The sequence below is a fragment of the Paenibacillus daejeonensis DSM 15491 genome, assembly GCF_000378385.1.
GTDB lineage: Bacteria > Bacillota > Bacilli > Paenibacillales > Paenibacillaceae > Paenibacillus_D > Paenibacillus_D daejeonensis.
On sequence record NZ_KB899661.1, the window covers coordinates 225,188 to 241,949 of the forward strand.

General features: G+C 56.1%; 12 protein-coding genes. 8 read left to right on the forward strand and 4 right to left on the reverse strand.

Annotation, left to right across the window (positions count from 1 at the left end; all coding sequences use genetic code 11):
* Nucleotides 1–5: 5 nt before the first annotated feature.
* Both F556_RS33830 and F556_RS0112150 read left to right on the forward strand, forming a co-directional pair.
* The gene (locus F556_RS33830) at nt 6–896 is read left to right on the forward strand and encodes a putative RNA methyltransferase (RefSeq protein ID WP_020617231.1); all 891 of its coding nucleotides are present in this window, start codon (nt 6–8) and stop codon (nt 894–896) included.
* 152 nt (nt 897–1,048) lie between these two features.
* Nucleotides 1,049–2,020: an aldo/keto reductase gene (locus F556_RS0112150; protein WP_020617232.1), complete on the forward strand. Its 972-nt coding sequence runs from the start codon at nt 1,049–1,051 to the stop codon at nt 2,018–2,020.
* Nucleotides 2,021–2,261: 241 nt separating this feature from the next.
* Here F556_RS0112150 and F556_RS0112155 read toward each other — a convergent pair whose 3' ends face one another.
* From F556_RS0112155 to F556_RS0112170, 4 genes are all read right to left on the reverse strand, one after another.
* Nucleotides 2,262–4,178: an FtsX-like permease family protein gene (locus F556_RS0112155; RefSeq protein ID WP_020617233.1), complete on the reverse strand. Its 1,917-nt coding sequence runs from the start codon at nt 4,176–4,178 to the stop codon at nt 2,262–2,264.
* Nucleotides 4,153–4,923, reverse strand: coding sequence for an ABC transporter ATP-binding protein (locus F556_RS0112160; protein ID WP_020617234.1), 771 nt, complete (start codon nt 4,921–4,923; stop codon nt 4,153–4,155). The genes F556_RS0112155 and F556_RS0112160 overlap by 26 nt, the downstream gene beginning before the upstream one ends.
* A gap of 186 nt (nt 4,924–5,109) precedes the next feature.
* Nucleotides 5,110–6,108, reverse strand: a complete 999-nt coding sequence (locus tag F556_RS0112165) for a sensor histidine kinase (RefSeq protein ID WP_020617235.1) — start codon at nt 6,106–6,108, stop codon at nt 5,110–5,112.
* Nucleotides 6,105–6,812 (reverse strand): response regulator transcription factor, encoded by a 708-nt coding sequence (locus tag F556_RS0112170; RefSeq protein WP_020617236.1) that lies wholly within the window; start codon nt 6,810–6,812, stop codon nt 6,105–6,107. The genes F556_RS0112165 and F556_RS0112170 overlap by 4 nt, the downstream gene beginning before the upstream one ends.
* A gap of 316 nt (nt 6,813–7,128) precedes the next feature.
* Here F556_RS0112170 and F556_RS0112175 point away from each other — a divergent pair, with 316 nt between their 5' ends.
* From F556_RS0112175 to F556_RS33835, 6 genes are all read left to right on the forward strand, one after another.
* A complete protein-coding gene (locus F556_RS0112175; protein ID WP_020617237.1) occupies nt 7,129–9,345 on the forward strand; it encodes a helix-turn-helix domain-containing protein in 2,217 nt (738 codons plus the stop codon).
* A 262-nt stretch (nt 9,346–9,607) separates the two neighbouring features.
* Nucleotides 9,608–11,230, forward strand: coding sequence for an extracellular solute-binding protein (locus tag F556_RS0112180; RefSeq protein WP_020617238.1), 1,623 nt, complete (start codon nt 9,608–9,610; stop codon nt 11,228–11,230).
* A gap of 82 nt (nt 11,231–11,312) precedes the next feature.
* Complete coding sequence (locus F556_RS0112185; RefSeq protein ID WP_020617239.1) at nt 11,313–12,215, forward strand: ABC transporter permease; 903 nt, start codon at nt 11,313–11,315, stop codon at nt 12,213–12,215.
* Nucleotides 12,216–12,243: 28 nt separating this feature from the next.
* Nucleotides 12,244–13,116 carry a carbohydrate ABC transporter permease gene (locus tag F556_RS0112190; RefSeq protein ID WP_020617240.1) on the forward strand — a complete coding sequence of 291 codons (873 nt, stop codon included), beginning with the start codon at nt 12,244–12,246 and terminating at the stop codon, nt 13,114–13,116.
* A gap of 5 nt (nt 13,117–13,121) precedes the next feature.
* Nucleotides 13,122–14,336 (forward strand): MFS transporter, encoded by a 1,215-nt coding sequence (locus tag F556_RS0112195; protein ID WP_020617241.1) that lies wholly within the window; start codon nt 13,122–13,124, stop codon nt 14,334–14,336.
* Nucleotides 14,326–16,479, forward strand: coding sequence for a hypothetical protein (locus tag F556_RS33835; RefSeq protein WP_020617242.1), 2,154 nt, complete (start codon nt 14,326–14,328; stop codon nt 16,477–16,479). Before F556_RS0112195 ends, F556_RS33835 begins: the two co-directional genes overlap by 11 nt.
* Nucleotides 16,480–16,762: the final 283 nt, after the last annotated feature.

Sequence of the window (16,762 nt, forward strand, 5' to 3'; positions counted from 1 at the left end):
TTTTTGTGCTGGAATTAAACCGTAAAATCCGTGCAGCTCAGCTGCTTACCTTACATGATGCTCTGTTTCTATGTCCACACTGCCGGGGCACGCTGCATCTCTCTGATGACCACAGCATGGTCTGCCCGGCTAACCACCGCTTCGATCTGGCTCGTGACGGTTATCTCCCCTTGCTTGGTCGCCCCTATACGGGGAGCGAACGCTATGATCGCGAGCTGTTCATCGCCCGTCGCCGCGTTCATCAGTTCGGTTTCTTCCAGCCACTGCAGGAAGCCATCGAGCAGGAGCTGCGGCCGCTGACGAGTGCATGCCAGCTTTACCGGCTGCTGGACGCCGGATGCGGGGAAGGCTCGCTGCTCGCAGATCTGATCAGCAGGCTCGTTACCCGGACGGAAGCGCCGATCCTTGGCGTTGGTCTCGACTTGGCCAAGGACGCCATCCTCACCGCTGCCAAGCAAGATGCAGCCAGCACCCTCTGGTGTGTCGGCGATCTGGCGGCAGTCCCGTGTGCCAGTCAGTCTTTTGACGTGATCCTGAATATCCTGTCTCCCTCCAACTACCCCAGCTTCCACCGTCTGTTGGCACCTGGGGGCCAGGTCATCAAGGTGATGCCGGGACCGCACTACCTGCAGGAGCTGCGACAGCTACTATATGGCGATCACACAGTGCCCATGAAAGGCACAGCCAGCATGGCCCGGTTCAGGGACGCTTTCCCGGTATGCCGACAACGTCGTATTACAGGGCGTATGGTCCTCGAAGGCCCGTTGATCCATGACATGCTGCGGATGACTCCCCTGGCCTGGCGCGCACCTGCTGCAGCACTTGAGGCCATCCACCGGTTGGGCCAGTTGGAGGTGACACTCGACTGGGTTCTCGTAGTCGGCCAGTCGAACTAACATTCCATCGCCTTTCCACCATCATACAATCGGCCCTCGCACGCCGGGAACTGCGGCGGAAAGAGATAGGACCGTCGTTGCAGCGGCGGGATTTGTCCTGACTCGCACTGGACGAGTATAATAAGGCCAACATGAATAAGGAGATGATCCGTATGCACTATCGCAGACTGGGAGGCAGCGGGCTGCAGGTGTCAGCCCTGGGCCTAGGCACCAACGCCTTCGGCAAACGTGCGAATGCCAAGGATTCGAAGCGTGTCATCGATACCGCCATCGAGCTGGGCATTACGTTCCTCGACACCGCCAACATCTATGCCCGCACCGCCTCCGAGACCATTCTAGGGGAGGCGCTGCTAGGCCGCCGGGAGCATGTGATCCTTGCCACTAAGGCTGGACTTCCAACTGGTGACGGACCGTATGATCGCGGCTCCTCGCGGCATCATCTAATGCGTGAACTCGAGGGCAGTTTACAGCGGCTGCAGACGGATTACATCGACCTGTACCAGATTCACACCTTCGATCCCGACACGCCGCTCGAGGAGACTCTGCGGACCCTGGAGGATATGGTCAGCTCCGGCAAGGTCCGCTATATCGGCGCCTCCAATTATGCGGCGTGGGAGCTCATGAAGGCGCTGGGTATAAGCGACCGGCTAGCCCTGCCGCGGTATGTCTCGATGCAGACGAGCTATTCCTTGGCTGATCGTACGCCCGAGCAAGAACTGGTGCCGCTGTGTCTCGACCAGGGCGTAGGCATCATCCCGTATTTCCCGCTGGCAGGCGGTATTCTGAGCGGCAAGTACACCTCAGCCGACCAGATTCCGTCCGGCTCCCGGGCGGACACGGACCCGAACTTCACCCGTTTCCTGCAGGACGGCGCCTTGACGCTGGGACAGCAGCTGGCCGAGCTGGCTGAAGAGCGGAGCTATACGCCGAGCGCCTTGGCGCTGGCCTGGCTGATGCATCAGCCTGCCGTCAGCTCGGTCATTGTCGGCGCTACCCGGCCGGAGCAGCTGCTGGAGAACGCCGCCAGCCTGGAGATCGAGCTGGACGACGAACTGATGCAGGCCCTGGACGAGCTTAGCGCGGAGACACGCTACGGCAAGCCTTTTGCCGTGTATCGGCTGTAAGTTCCTTCCTCCCGGAATGATAAAGTGATCCTGCCAGTGATTCTAAGGGACTTATCCCTGGCTCTGACGCCCACCCCGGTGCGTTGGAGCCGACCACCAGCAGTTTGACGGGCAAATAACGGAACAAGAGTGCGCTACAGCGGGCGGACATATCTTCACCACAGCAAACAAAATTATAGATTCCTAAAGAGGACAAAACGACAGACCCCCGCAGCCATTAATGGCTCGGGGGTTCTGTACGTTAGATGAGCTTGGCATGCATATGGCGCAGATACCGCCAGCGGATCAGCAGGAAGTAGCCCAGTTGCAGCAGCAGGAAGCATAAACAGATCATGAACGCTTGCTTAGCCATAGAAAACTGAAGAAGCAGTCCCATATTGATGAACGCCACGATACTATGCACAATCCCTACGCCGAGAGGCAAGAAGAACATGAGCGCCAGTTGGCGGCTCACCAGACTGCCGAGCTCTTGGCGGCTCAGTCCGAGCTTGCTGATCAGCTGGTACTGCTTCTCATCCCTCTGCAGATCAGCATACAGTCGGAAATAGATGAAGCTGGCGGCAAAGGTGAAGAACACCACGCCCATCAGTACGCTGATGACGATCAGAACGCCATTCATCTGTCGGTCCTGATGCCAGTTGACGGCAAGTGAACTCAGCGCATAGCCATCCTCCCATTCCGTGCCTGGCATCTCCGCCTTCAGCTCCAGTCCAGCATCCAGACTCCTCTCCCATCCGTCGATCACAACCAAGTGGTAGACCGATGGCACACGCTGGTCAGACAGCTCTGCAATCAACGAGGCAAAGGCTTCGTCAGGAATGACGTACACATCTGCACCCCAGGCCAGCACCTGATCATGTACACGACCTTGAATTCGGAAAGTCCGGCCACCATTCTCCTGACCAATCGTTTGAATATTGGGGAAATTTACAATCTCCTGAGACCGCTCGCTATTGCCAGTCAGTACAAATGCCTCATCCTCACCCGCCAACTCTCTCGCCTCGTAGCCCAGTGCCAGAGCCGCTGCATTGTAGTCCGACAGACGAATGAAGGGGTTGTATCGATCCCTCCAGCCAAACGTGACCACAGCCAAACGATACGGAATTCCATCTTCCTGGAGCCGTCCCTCGATCCGCTGCACATGCGAATCAGCCAGCGGATGCCCTTCTTCTGAGACATAAGTAAATGCGTAGGGATCGTTTTTTTCCGTCAATCGCGGATCACCAATCGACAGACAGACCGCAATTCCGCAGATCGCCACAGCGGTTACATTGGCCACCATGAAGAACATGACCGCATTGTCGCGCATCCGGTACGCCAGATCCGTCAAGGTGAGTAGGTTGATCTGCCGGAACAATAGCTTCTCCCGCCGCTTCAGCGCCCGAATACCATACACACTCAGTTGGGTGAACAAGAAATAGGTGCCCAGGACAACAAACCCGACGGCCGCGGTCAGAACGGGCAGTGAAAACGCCTCGCCGAGCACAAAATAAAACACCAGTCCGTATCCCGCTCCCAGCAGCGAAACACCCAGTAGTGACAACGAGAGGGAAGCCTTCGGTTCTTCACGAGGCTTTTCCTCTGACCGGATCAGCTCAAGCGGCAGATGACGTCTACCAATGCGTGAAGCAAATCCAGCGAGGACGAGAAACATGACAAAAAATACGCCAGCCGTCGTTCCGATGGCCGGGAGCGATACATAGAAGTCCAAGCCCTGCTCCAATAGGAGCACCCGCTGAACAAGCAGAAGATAGAGCTTCGTAAACAGGAGCCCGACACCAATGCCGGTAACGATGGAAAGCAAGCCGATGATCATATTCTCAATGAAAACCAACCTCGTCCGCTGCGATTCGGACATCCCCAGCATCATCAGAATACCGAACTCCCGCTTCCGCACCTGCAGGAACGCTCCGGCCGAGTAGAGCAGGAAGAGGAAGGAGAACACGAAGACAAAATATTGGGATATCTTCAGTCCTATCGTCCCTAGCGCCGATACAGTAGGGCTACTGGCTGCCAACTGACCCTGCAGGGATGGATGATACTGTAGCACCGCATAAATGAAGAAGATCATGACCGCGAAGGCGCTGCTCATAAAATGTGCGGCATACGTGCGTTTGCGGCGCAGCACATTATTAAACGCGAACTGGCGGAATCGCATGATCGTCCCCTCCCAGCATGGACAGCACGTTGATGATCTTCTGGTAGAACACCTGGCGGTTATCCCCCTGATGAATCTCGCTGTACAAGCGGCCGTCCTTTATAAAAACCACGCGGTCGCAATAGCTCGCAGCCATCGCGTCATGGGTGACGAGCATCATGGTCGCCTCTTCCTCCCGGTTCATCCGGCTCATCAGCTCCATGACATCGCGCGCTGCCTTAGAGTCCAGATTTCCAGTCGGCTCATCCGCCAGCACCAGCTGCGGTCCATGCACCAGTGCCCGGGCAATTGCCGTTCGTTGGGCCTGCCCGCCCGAGATTTCATAGGTTCGCTTGTCCAGAATCCCCTCGATGCCCAGCCGTTCGGCCAGCTCCTGTGTGCGTTTTTTCATCTGGGTCAGATCCGTTCCATCCAGCGTCATGGGCAGCATAATATTCTCTCGCACCGTCAACGTCTCGAGCAGGTTGAACGCCTGGAAGACGAAGCCGAGACGACGACGGCGAAAATACGCCAGTTCCTCCCGTTTCAGCGCGTACGGGTCCTCCCCACCAATTCGCAACTCGCCCGAGGTCGGCCGGTCAATCGTGGACACCATGTTGAGCAGTGTTGTTTTGCCGCTCCCGGACGGGCCCATGATGCCAACAAACTCCCCCTTCTCGATCACCAGATCGATTTGTGTCAGTGCCCGATAGCCTACCTTGCCAGGATAGATCTTGTTCAGCTTGCTTACTCGCACCAGTTCCACCTGTCTCGCTCCTTCTCTTACTAAGATAAACTTATTGTAGCTGGACGGCCCGACAGTCTCCTATCGCCCAGACTTACAGTTAGGTGTCAGCGTTGTAAGATTGGGATGTCCTACGAAAAAGACCAGCCGGTCAAGCACCGGACGCTCCCATGTCCGCTGCTTGACCGGCTGGTCTCCGGCTCTATCCTATCGCTTCCATGTCGACTTGGCGCCGTGCGGGAAGATCACCCGCATTCGTGTACCTTGCTGCTCCACCGACTCGACCTCGATATGGTGCCCCATCCGTTCCAGCACCGAGCTCACGATATACAGCCCCATGCCTGTTGATTCCTTGAAGGCGCGTCCGTTCTCTCCGGTGAAGAAAGGACGGAAGATCCGCCCTTGATCCGCAGCTGGAATGCCCACGCCTCCATCTTCTACCTCCAAATACACCGCGCGTCCACTGGTGTACGCGCGAATGGCCAGCTTGCCACCGCTAGCCCCATACTTGGCTGCATTGGTGATGAGCTGCTGCAGAACGAACCGCAGCCATTTGCGGTCGGTCTCCACCTGCAGCGCTTCATCCACCGCCAGCTGCGGATACAATGCACTCCGGATCAGCAGACGCTTGTGTTCCAGAATGACCTCATTGACCACTTCCCGCAGGGTCACACGCTCGATATAGAAATCCTGCTCGAAGGTCTGGAGCCGTGCCATGTACATTACCATCTCCAGGCCCGATTTCAGCCGCTCCGTCTCCTCCCGCATACTCTCGTCCCTGGCTTCCCCACTATCCTGAAGCATCAAGTCGAGGACGGACAATGGCGTTTTCATCTGATGCACCCACAGCTGCATGAACGACAGATGTTGGGCCTGCTGATTCTCCAGTTGCTGGACGCGCTGCATGTAATGCCGATGCTGCTTCTCCAGCAGCACCTGCACAGCCTGCGGCACGGCAGACATGTCCATCGGCTCCAGTGTTCGGTACTCATTCGGCTGGTCGTCCGAGAGCAGTCGGTATAACCGCCTGTGGGAGATCCACCGGTAGACCAATAAACCACTGCAAGCCAGCAGCCCTAACAACAGTGCGTAAGCCGGGATCGTCAGACTGCGGTATCCGTCGAGATAGAAGACAAGAACCACCAGCATGAGTTGAATGACGGTTCCGAGGATGATCGACACCTGGTCGCGCCAGAACAGCTTCACGGGCGATCCGCCCCCCATGTAGTATTAAGCCGATAACCCGTGCCCCTCACCGTCTCCAGGCTATCCGCAATACCCAGTTCGGCCAGCTTGCGGCGGACCCGGGTCACGTTCACACTGAGGGCGTTGTCATCGACATAGGTATAGTCATCCCATAAGGCCTCCAGCATCGTCTCTCGACTGACGAGTCGCGGAGCCCGCTTCATCAGCGCCTCCATGAGTGCCGTCTCCCTGGGGGTTAGCGCTACCGATCGGTCGGCCAATTGCAGCTCCATCCTCTCTGGATACAGTATCAGACCCGAGCACTCGACACTGCGTTCACCTGTGGCCGTCGCATAATCCCCATAGACACGGCGCAGCTGGCTGCGAATCTTGGCCATCACAATCTCGTAACTGAAAGGCTTGGTTAGATAGTCGTCGCCGCCATTTTCAATCGCCCGTACTTGATCCGGTTCGTCACTGCGCGCTGACAGGAATAGAATCGGACACGTGGACTCCGTCCTCAGCTGCCGGCACCAATAGAAGCCATCGAAGCGCGGCAGATTGATGTCCAGCAGCACCATATGCGGCCGGTGAGCCTTGAACGCGCCCAACACATCCTCAAAATCTTCGACTACAACAGCCTCATGCCCATACTTCTCGAGATGACTTTGCAACAGGCGGGCAATCTTGGCATCGTCTTCGACAATCATTAATTTGTATCTCATGACTTCCTCCGTACCTGAGTCTTCAGTGACCTCAGTGTACCCCTCACTGGTGCATGCTGCAACTGATTACTCTGGCGCTTCCCGCCTCGTTTAACTATAATTATTTTACAATATTTCCAGGCGTGTCTCGACCCACATGATTAATGTTAATTAAACTAACAATTCGTCATTGTCCACTAAAAATTAAATCTAATTTCTTTATGTTTGCGTCATATTTACAAACATTGTTTGTTATTTTTATGTTGAGAGGCGGCCCTCTTTCCAGTATGATGTTGACATATAGCGTCTTGTACGACTCGGAGAAGAGGTGAGCCCCATGAACAATTGGTACAAGAAGCAACTCCTGTCTTACTTCCCCATCTTCCTGTTGACCATTACAGTGATTGTTGTGATTGGAATGGTCGCCGTATCGGACATCTCCCGCCGGGAGACAGAGCGGGCCAATGAGATTTTTGCCCGTTACATCTCGGAGGTCATCGTCGGTTCCCTATCCGAAACGGAGCAGGCCTTCTTGAAAGAATTTACACTTAACGCCAGCATGATGGACTTCCTCGACAGCCCTACAGGTACGGAAGCGGAAAGCATTCAATTGTACCAGATCGCGTCCTCCCTTCGCGGCTTGGAGGCCGACTATTCCCTATTGGAGTCGATCTATCTCTACCGCGCCCATGACAACTTGGTTTTAATGGCTAATGGCAAGCAGACGCTCTCACAGTTCTACGACCGGGAGTTCCTGCAGACGGCTATCGGGAGCAGCGAAGAGATGGGCAGGCGATGGTCCGGGGTACGCACGGTGCCGGGGCAGGACAATCGGAGCGTTTCCGTCATTTCGCTTGTGAAGCAGCTGCCTCTCCCCTTTGGCCAGGACGGCGTGGCGGTCATCAATGTGAAGGTCAATGGCTTCGCCAACGACATCATGCTGGGCAAAAACCGGGAGTTAACGTACCTCGATATCATTGACGCCGACGGCGAGGTGGTGCTCTCCTCTGAGAAATCCATTCCCTCCGCGGAGGAACGATCCAAAATCGCCTATCTGGCTCAGATGCCTATTGACGCGACAGCCTGGAGCATTCGGAGCGGCATCAAATCGGGTCAGTTCTCCCAATGGTTTGAGCTGATCTCCTACACCTGGATTGCAGCCGGGGTGGCTGTGGTGCTGCTCAGCACGATCTACGTCATCTATATCTCCAGGCGCAGCTACCGCCCGATCGCTCTCATTCTGAACAAGCTGCAGACCATCCAGCTCAAAACCTCCTTGACCAAGGCCGAGGAGGATGATGTCCGGTTTATCGAGGAAGCCTTGGAGGACCTGACAGACCAGATGACACAGTATCAGCGGGAAAGCCAGGATAACCTGCTGACACGCCGGCGCCAGCTTTTCATTGATCTAATTGAAGGCACGGTACCCGCTTCACCCGAAGGGTGGCAAGCGCACGTTCCCTTAGAGGTGTCTGCCGGCGAGGAGCAGGACAAGCTGCTGCTGGTAGCTCACGTTGAGCTGGAGCGGCTCGAGCTGGACAAGGATGAGGTATCGCTGATGCGGCTCGCCCTCCAGAACGTCATCCAGGATGTACTCGGAGACGGCGAAACGGTATGGTGTGAATGGATTTACGGCAATCGGCTGGGGATGATTCTGCTGACCGGGGATGACTGCGGAGAAGAGGCCATTCGCTTGCGCACCCAACAGTGCCGGGAGTGGGTGGAGGAGCATTTCGATGTTTCTTTTCTGTTCGGTGCCGGCACACCGTTCCGGGATTGGTCTGCCATCCCACGTACCTACCAGGACGCGCTTCGCGCGCTGGATCACCGTTTGACCCGCGTGGATGCCCAGATCATCTTTGCCACGCACGTCAGCCAGAGCTCCGATCAGCCATGGCTGCAGTTCTGGCCGCTGGTCACCGAGATCGGAGAGCTGTTCCAGATGCGCAGTGAGCATTGGCGAGGCAAGACCGAGCATCTCTTCACCTGGCTGCAGGATCAGCAGGTCAGCGACCGGACGATCTTCGGCATGATTGACGCACTGCTGAAGCTGGTGCAGAAGAAAACGCTCGATGGTGCCGCCACCCTCGAGCAGGCGGCCTCAGACATCCGCGAGTCGGGTGCCCGGCTGTACTATGATGATCTGATTTCCTTGGAAGAGGATGTCCTTCTCGCCTTGGAGACCGCATATCAGTCTTATGAGAAGCTCCATGACAGCGGCAGCTTCCAGACGGTGATGCTGGAGATGCGAGCGTACATTCAAGCACATTACGATCACCCCGATTTATCCCTGAAGCATCTGAGTGACCGGTTTCAACTGAACGGCAAAAATGTCAGCCAGCTCTTCAAGGAATCGTTCGGGGAGAACTTCGGCGATTATGTGCAGCAGCTCCGGATCACCAAGGCGAAAAAACTACTCACCGAATCGGATATTTCACAGCAGGAAATTGCTACGCTCGTGGGCTACTCCAATTCGATTACCTTCGGCCGGATGTTCAAGCGGACGATGGGAATGACACCAGGTGAATACCGCAAGCAATCCATCCAGGCCTAAATTCACATCATACATTACCTCTTTACCCTTAACCATTACGTCAGTTTTTCTAACACAATTTCAAGAAAACCGCTATGTCATGCGGTTTTCTTTTGGTTTATTGATGAAATTCGGTTTATTGCGTCACCTAATCTCTCTAATACTCGGGTTTATTGCAGAAAACAAGTTTATTGTCTCCAAGCGATGTCAGCAAGCATACTGTGACTATCCCCAGCGGCTCATGCCAACGGGGGACGATACGAATACAGGGGAGTGTAATGCCATGGAAAAACAAAAGTCCAAGATCAAATCGTACGGCAAGCTGTTGATCCCGATGACCCTCAGTATGAGTCTGCTCTTGAGCGCCTGTTCGGGCTCAGGATCACCAAGCGAGGCTTCACAGCCGGAAGGCGCAAGCGGCGGCTCGGGAGAGCGTGTGACGTTAAAGTTAGAAGTATTCGACCGGGGCAACGCACCATCTGGCATGACCATTTCCAACAACTATCTGACGAACTATGTACAAGACAATTTCGGGACGCCCAACAACATCGATATGGAATTCTATCCTGTGCCGCGTTCCGAAGAGACAGCGAAACTGAATATTCTTATGGCGAGCGCCAACGATGTACCGGACATCGTCTTCACGTATGACTCAGGCACGTTCTACCGCTACGCTTCGCAGGGCGGACTGACCGAGGTGGGCGAGCTGCTGGATGAGTATGGTCCGAATCTGAAAGCCTTCCTCGGCGAGGATGCCTTGGCCTATGGACAGATCGACGGGGAGCAGCTGGCGATTCCGGGCCGCCGCCTGGTGCTGGGCAAGTATGCCTCCTATGTGCGTCAGGATTGGCTGGACAAGCTCGGATTGCCGGTTCCGACTACAACAGAACAGCTCTACGACACCCTTGTAGCCTTCAAAGAACAAGATCCTGGCGAGACTGGCGGCCGGGTAATCCCGCTCGGCATGAGTGTTGCCCCCGCCCAGTTGGACTCCCTGCTCTGGTCATTCGTGGAGCCCATCAGCGATGAGGAGCGCATCACCCGTACCCAGAAGCTGGGCTCATCGGACTATCCGGTATTGCTGCCCGGCTACAAGGAAGGCTTGCGCTTCCTCAACAAGCTGTATCATGAAGGGCTGATCAGCAAGGATTTTGCCCTCGACGAGGATAAGAAGCTGCTCTGGCAGGACGTACAGAACGGTCTCGTCGGCGCCTACTCTGAGGATGCGGGCGAGCTGCTGTTCGAATACAACGGCACCTACAAAAACCTTCAGGCCAATTCACCTGGCGCCGTTATGACGCCGATCGATCCCTACGTAAATGCCGAAGGCCTCTCCGCCAAGCCGGGCTATGCCCCGAACGCCATGTTCATTATGATTCCCAAGTCCAGCAAACGGGCAGTAGAAGCTATCAAGTACCTGGACTGGATGGCCTCCGAGGATCATCTGTTCTTCATGCAAAATGGCGTGGAAGGCGAAAATTACACTCTCGTGGACGGCATCCCGGTGGCGAACGCCGACGCTTCGCAGGACATTAAGGATCGCCTGTACAATTACGGCGACATGGCGATTATCGTGAACGGCAAGTATATGGGCGACGATGAGAAAAATGCCGAGGCTTATATCCGCCAGGTGCCTGAGGTCTATCATGACATGATGCGCACATCGGTGGAAATCTCCGATACCAACAAATCCGCGCCGATCATTATGCCTGTGCCCATTGAAGCGGAATCCAGGTACGGCAGCGCGCTGAGAGCAAAGCTGAATGAAATTATCGTCAAGCTGACGATGTCCAGCCCGGATACCTTCGATACAACCTACGATTCCCTCATGAACGAGTACATGGCGGGCGGCGGCCAGGCGATTCTGGACGAACGCACGAAGGTGTATGAGGACATGATGAAGTAAAGCCGCAGTTATTTATCCAGACGCTATGCGGGCTTGCTGCTCCATTCAGGCGGCAGGCCCGCCCACCAAAGGAGGCATTCGCATGAGAGCAAGCATTTACTACGCAAGATACTGGCGACTATATGCCATGCTGGTGCTGCCGGTGCTTTATTTTGTCATCTTCAAATACGGCCCGATGTACGGTGTACAGATTGCCTTCAAGGATTTTAATTTCTTCCAAGGGATTCATGGTAGTGAATGGATCGGTCTCGAGGCCTTCCGCGAGGTGTTCAACAACCAGGAGTTCTACAAAACGCTGCGCAACACGCTCATGCTGAACGGACTGGATCTGGTCATCTCATTCCCTGCCCCGATCATCCTCGCCATTATGCTGTACGAGCTGAATATTAACTGGTTCAAACGCATCTCCCAGACGATTTTGTATATTCCGCACTTCATCTCCTGGGTTATTATTGGTGGAATTGTCATGCAAGTGTTCGGCACGCAGTCGGGGATGATTAACAACGTGCTGAATGGTCTTGGCCTGGACAGCATCCCGTTCCTGACGGACAAGAATAGCTGGCTGGCGACCTATCTCGCTACGGGTGTGTGGCAGAGCGCCGGCTGGGGCACCATCCTCTATCTGGCTGCATTGACGGGGATTAACCGCGAGCTGTTCGAAGCTGCCGAGATTGATGGCGCGAACCGCTTCCGCCGCATCTGGCACGTCTCAATTCCCGGCATCCGGATGACCATCGTCACCCTGCTTATTATTCAGCTAGGCAATATGATCAGCATTGGCTTCGAGCGACCGTATGTCATTGGCAATCTCGCGGTGCGTGATTTTTCAGATGTCCTCAGTACGTTCGTCTACCGGATCGGCATTGAATCTGGCCAATATACCATCGCCACAGTCGTGGGGCTCTTCCAGGCTGTGATCGGACTGATCTTCCTGCTGGCCGCCAATACCATCGCGAAAAAACTCAACGGCGAGGGCATTATCTAGGACACAAACGAAAGGAAGGGACTACCTGATGACCGAGAAGCAAGCTAACCGCCTATTTGACCTGACCAACGTGGTCCTGATTACACTGGCCGTGATTGTCTGTATTGCGCCCTTTATCCATATTATCGCTATTTCCCTCAGTTCCTCACGGGCGATCATGTCCGGAGAAGTCACGCTGCTCCCGATTGAAGTGACCTGGGAAGCGTACAAGCGCGTCTTTACCGATGCCTCGATGCTGCGGTCGCTTGGCTTCACCATGTACTTGACGGTGATTACCACCATTCTGAGTATGATTATGACCATTCTGGCGGCCTATCCCTTGGCCAAATCCTCGCTGCGATGGAAAAGCCTCATCATGTTCTTCATCGTCATTACGATGTTTTTCAGCGGCGGCATGATTCCCGAATATCTGCTTGTCCGGGACCTCGGATTGATTAATACGACCTGGTCGCTGGTCCTCCCCAATCTCATCAGCCCCTTCTTCCTGATCATTCTGATCACCTTCTTCAAGGGCATTCCGGATTCGCTGGAGGAAGCCGCCGACGTGGACGGCAGCAGTCACTTCCGCACGCTCTTCAGTATTGTATTGCCCCTCTCTGCCCCGGTCATGGCAACACTGAGTTTGTTCTATGCCGTCAACCGCTGGAATGGGTTCCAAGATACGCTGATGTACATTACCAATCCGAATCTTTATCCGCTGCAGCTCAAGCTCTACCAGATCGTCAGCAATGCCCAAGCTAGCGATCTGCTGCGCAGTGAAGGTGTCGGTATGTTCGAAATTATGCCCGAAGGCCTCAAGGCCGCCAGCGTCATCTTTGCCACCGTTCCGATCCTGCTTGTCTATCCGTGGCTGCAGCGGTATTTTGTGAACGGCACGATGGTTGGCGCGGTGAAGGGTTAAGGCAGATGACCGGATTCTCCTTGACCTCGACGATGGAACGTGTGAAAAGCTTGTCCCCGCTGTTGTTCAAGCTGCGTGTGTTCTACCTGCTGACCGGCTTGTCACTCGGTATGCTTAACCCTTATATTAGTATGATTTTCATCGAACAGGGCTTGCGCCGCGACAGCATCGGCGGCATAATGGCCTTATCCTCGCTGCTCGTGATTGTGGCTCAGCTCTTCTGGGGACGGATTGCCGACAAATACCGGGCCACCCGGCTAATTCTTGTACTGAGCCTGGCTGTTCCCGCGGCGGCAGCCATGCTATTCGCGGTGCCTTCGGCTGCACTGATGATAGCCGTCTATATGCTCTATATTGCCTTTACGGCGCCGCTTGCCCCGGTAAGTGATGCTTATGCCGTGACGGCAGCGGCCAAGGCGGGTTCCTCCTACGGAACGATCCGCTGCTTCCAGAGCATCGGCAACGCGTTCGGCGGCTATATTGCCGGTGCCTTTGTTGCTATGTACGTGCCTCGTTTGCTGGGCCTGCCTTTTTTACTATTTGCTGTCATCGGGATTCTTGTTCTGTTAAGCTTCCCGCGCCAGGATGACATCAAGATTAAACGCAAGTCCTTCTCCCACGGGCTCAAGGACGTACTGATGAACCGCACGGTACTGCTGTTCTTACTCTCATGTCTCTTGATTAATCAGACGTTGACGGCATTCAATACGTACTTTGTCGTCGTCTTTCAGATGGCGGGCGGCAGCCCGCAGTTATCCGGCATCGCCCTCATGATTGCCGCCTTCTCCAACGTCCCCTCCATGTTCCTGTCCACCTACATTATCCGATTCTTCGGGGTGGAACGAACGATGCTGATGGGTGCGATCGCCTATATTCTCCGTTGGGGACTGCAGTGGCTGTATCCGATCCCGAGCGTCATGGTGGGTGTGCAAGTGCTGCAGGGCCTCTCCTTTGGCCTACTCTATGTCACCGCCGTTGAATACATGGTCCGGATCGTCCCCGAGGAGATGCGAACGACTGGACAGAGCATCCTGGCCATCGTCTTCTCCGGATTGGCGGGCATGCTGGGCAACCTGCTTAATGGTTACTTGTTGGAGACAGGCGGACCGGATGCCATGAACCTAGCTTGTACAATCAGCGCAGCGCTGGGCGCTGGGCTGCTGGTATTGATTATTCGCAGTCAGAACAGACAGAAAGGGGCGGTTCAACTTGACCACTAACCTGCTGACAGACATGTCGACTTCCGAACGCTACCTGGTTGAGCAAGCAATGACATGGATGGATGGGCACTATGATCCCGAGGCCGCAATGATTGGGGAAGGCGGAGCCCGGCACGGTACGCGAGAGAGTGCCCATTATGCACTGGGTCTGCTGCTGCGAGGCGCGCCCGGTGATGCGGAGACCGCGCATCGCGTCATCGCGCGCGTGCTCGACATGCAGATAGTCGCTCAGAATGAATTGTACGATGGCACCTTCCGCAAATCCCCCGATGCCCCGCTCCCGCCCTCGGGCCATTCGGCATGGGGGCGCTTCTCGCCAGGCTTCGGCTATGCCAACTCGGACGCGCTCGATGAGGTGTACCGCCGCTTCGTTGCCTATGGCGGTCTGCTCGGGGAAGGCGCGGGCGTCGATAGAGGCGCGGGATCTGGGGCGGCGGGTGCGAGGGCTACCGGGGAAACCGGGATCGATTCGCCGGGTTCGGAGGCAGTCGGAAGGGCAGCTCCCCCACCATCTGCTGGACCCTTGGAGTCAGGGGGACCCGCCTCGCAAGGCGCGGGGTCTGGGACACTCGCCGTGCAGGCAACTGGCGTCGCGGAACTTGCAAGGACTGTTGGCAGGGACCCGCTGTTTGCCCTGTTTCGCCGCGCCGTAGATGAGGTCTATCCGCGTGTATGGCGCAGCTTCGACCCGAACTGGCGGGAATTCATCGCCTGTACGTTTGCGATGATCCTTGAGCATTTTGAATCCCAGCTGCCTTCATCGCTTGTGGAGCGGATGGATGAGGCCATGACGCGGACAGTCGCCGCCTCGCTGGAGCGGTTCGTCTCCCAGTCGATCCCGACCAATACCAATATTGAGCTGATGCATCTGTTTGCTACACATTATTATGGTCACCGCTACAGTCGGGCCGACTGGATTACCCATGCCGAGCAGGCCTCAGCGGCCCTGCTGGAGGAGTATTCCGCATTCCATTCATTTGCTGAGTTTAATTCGAGCACGTACTATGGTGTAGACCTGACCGTCCTGGGCATGTGGCGGCGCTATGGCCGCAGCGACTCGTTCCGGGAGACCGGACGCGTCCTGGAGCATGGCCTATGGGAAGATATTGCTGAGTTCTATGAGCCGTCGCTGGAGAATCTCTGCGGCCCGTATGCGCGCAGCTATGAGAATGAAATCACCGAGCACAGCTCGATCGGCGTGCTCTTGTATCTGGCCCTCGGGCCGGAATATAACCATCTGACCGGTATCAATTGCGAGACAAGCCACGATCCGATGATCGCATTGGTTGGCGTGGATATGCCGGAGGCCGTACGTCAACAGCTCCGCACCTCCCGGGGCGAGCGCTTCGCTTACCGCCAGTTCAACGAATTGTGCGAGCGGGACCTGCCGCCGCACAACCGCAATGTCTGTACCGCGCGAGCCTGGATCTCGCCGGAGCTGATGATTGGCGGCCTCTCCGGCAGCCGCAACACGAACGGGCAGATGCACAATGCCACCGCCCACTGGCAAGGACCGGATGGCCGCAGGTATTCGCTGCGGATGGTACGGCGCGAGGTCGGCCAGACCTGGAATTCGCATCTGCGCGGCATGGCGTTTCGGGTGGAGACGAGCGAACGGCAGCTGGATATCACGGCTGAGCTGCACTGCCCCGTGCCAATCGAGCTAGTCTTCGAGCTCGGTGTCTCAGCACCCGAGGTGACGGGTGCGTGGGGCACGGCCGCGCAGGGCGCGACGGCGCAGGGCACGGCGGCGCAAGGCGCGACGGTGCAGGGCGCGACGGTGCAGGGCGCAACGGCGCAGGGCGCGACGGCGCAAGGCACGGCGGCGCAAGGCGCGACGGCGCAGGGCGCGACGGTGCAAGGCGCGACGGTGCAGGGCACGGCGGCGCAAGGCACGGCGGCGCAGGGCACGGCCGCGCAGGGCGCGACGGCGCAAGGCGCGACGGCGCAGGGTTTGCTCTCCGAAGCCACTGTAACCCCCGGCCGCTGGGAGCTCCCCGGCCTGACGATCGACGTCACGGCGAATGCACCTGAGCCCGTATTGGCCCAGCACGGCTCTAAGCTGGAGATCATCTACCCTGTGCACACGCATGACCACACTTGGGAGTTGATGCAATTTCAGCTTCGCTTCATGAAGCATTGAGTCTAGCCCCCTAGTGGATGGAGACACTCGACTCGTAAAGGACAGACCAGATCATGGGTATCTGGTCTGTCCTTTTTTTGATTGGCTTCACCACACACCATCCGCTAACGACAAAAGTACAATTATTTCTCCCCCAAACACCATCCAGCCCCCTCTTAAAGTCAAAAATACACTTAAAAACGCTCAAATACCCACTTATTTCCATATATTCACAAACTAACTGCGCTTTTGTCTTTATCCACCCGCTACATAGCCAATTCGCCATAATGAGTTGTATTTTTGT

What these genes read in the sequence shown, in the direction of transcription:
- F556_RS0112180 (WP_020617238.1), top strand. Translation starts at nt 9,608, where the DNA reads ATGGAAAAACAAAAGTCCAAGATCAAATCGTACGGCAAGCTGTTGATC.
- F556_RS0112175 (WP_020617237.1), top strand. Translation starts at nt 7,129, where the DNA reads ATGAACAATTGGTACAAGAAGCAACTCCTGTCTTACTTCCCCATCTTC.
- F556_RS0112155 (WP_020617233.1), bottom strand. Translation starts at nt 4,178, where the DNA reads ATGCGATTCCGCCAGTTCGCGTTTAATAATGTGCTGCGCCGCAAACGC.
- F556_RS0112170 (WP_020617236.1), bottom strand. Translation starts at nt 6,812, where the DNA reads ATGAGATACAAATTAATGATTGTCGAAGACGATGCCAAGATTGCCCGC.
- F556_RS0112185 (WP_020617239.1), top strand. Translation starts at nt 11,313, where the DNA reads ATGAGAGCAAGCATTTACTACGCAAGATACTGGCGACTATATGCCATG.
- F556_RS0112150 (WP_020617232.1), top strand. Translation starts at nt 1,049, where the DNA reads ATGCACTATCGCAGACTGGGAGGCAGCGGGCTGCAGGTGTCAGCCCTG.
- F556_RS0112195 (WP_020617241.1), top strand. Translation starts at nt 13,122, where the DNA reads ATGACCGGATTCTCCTTGACCTCGACGATGGAACGTGTGAAAAGCTTG.
- F556_RS0112190 (WP_020617240.1), top strand. Translation starts at nt 12,244, where the DNA reads ATGACCGAGAAGCAAGCTAACCGCCTATTTGACCTGACCAACGTGGTC.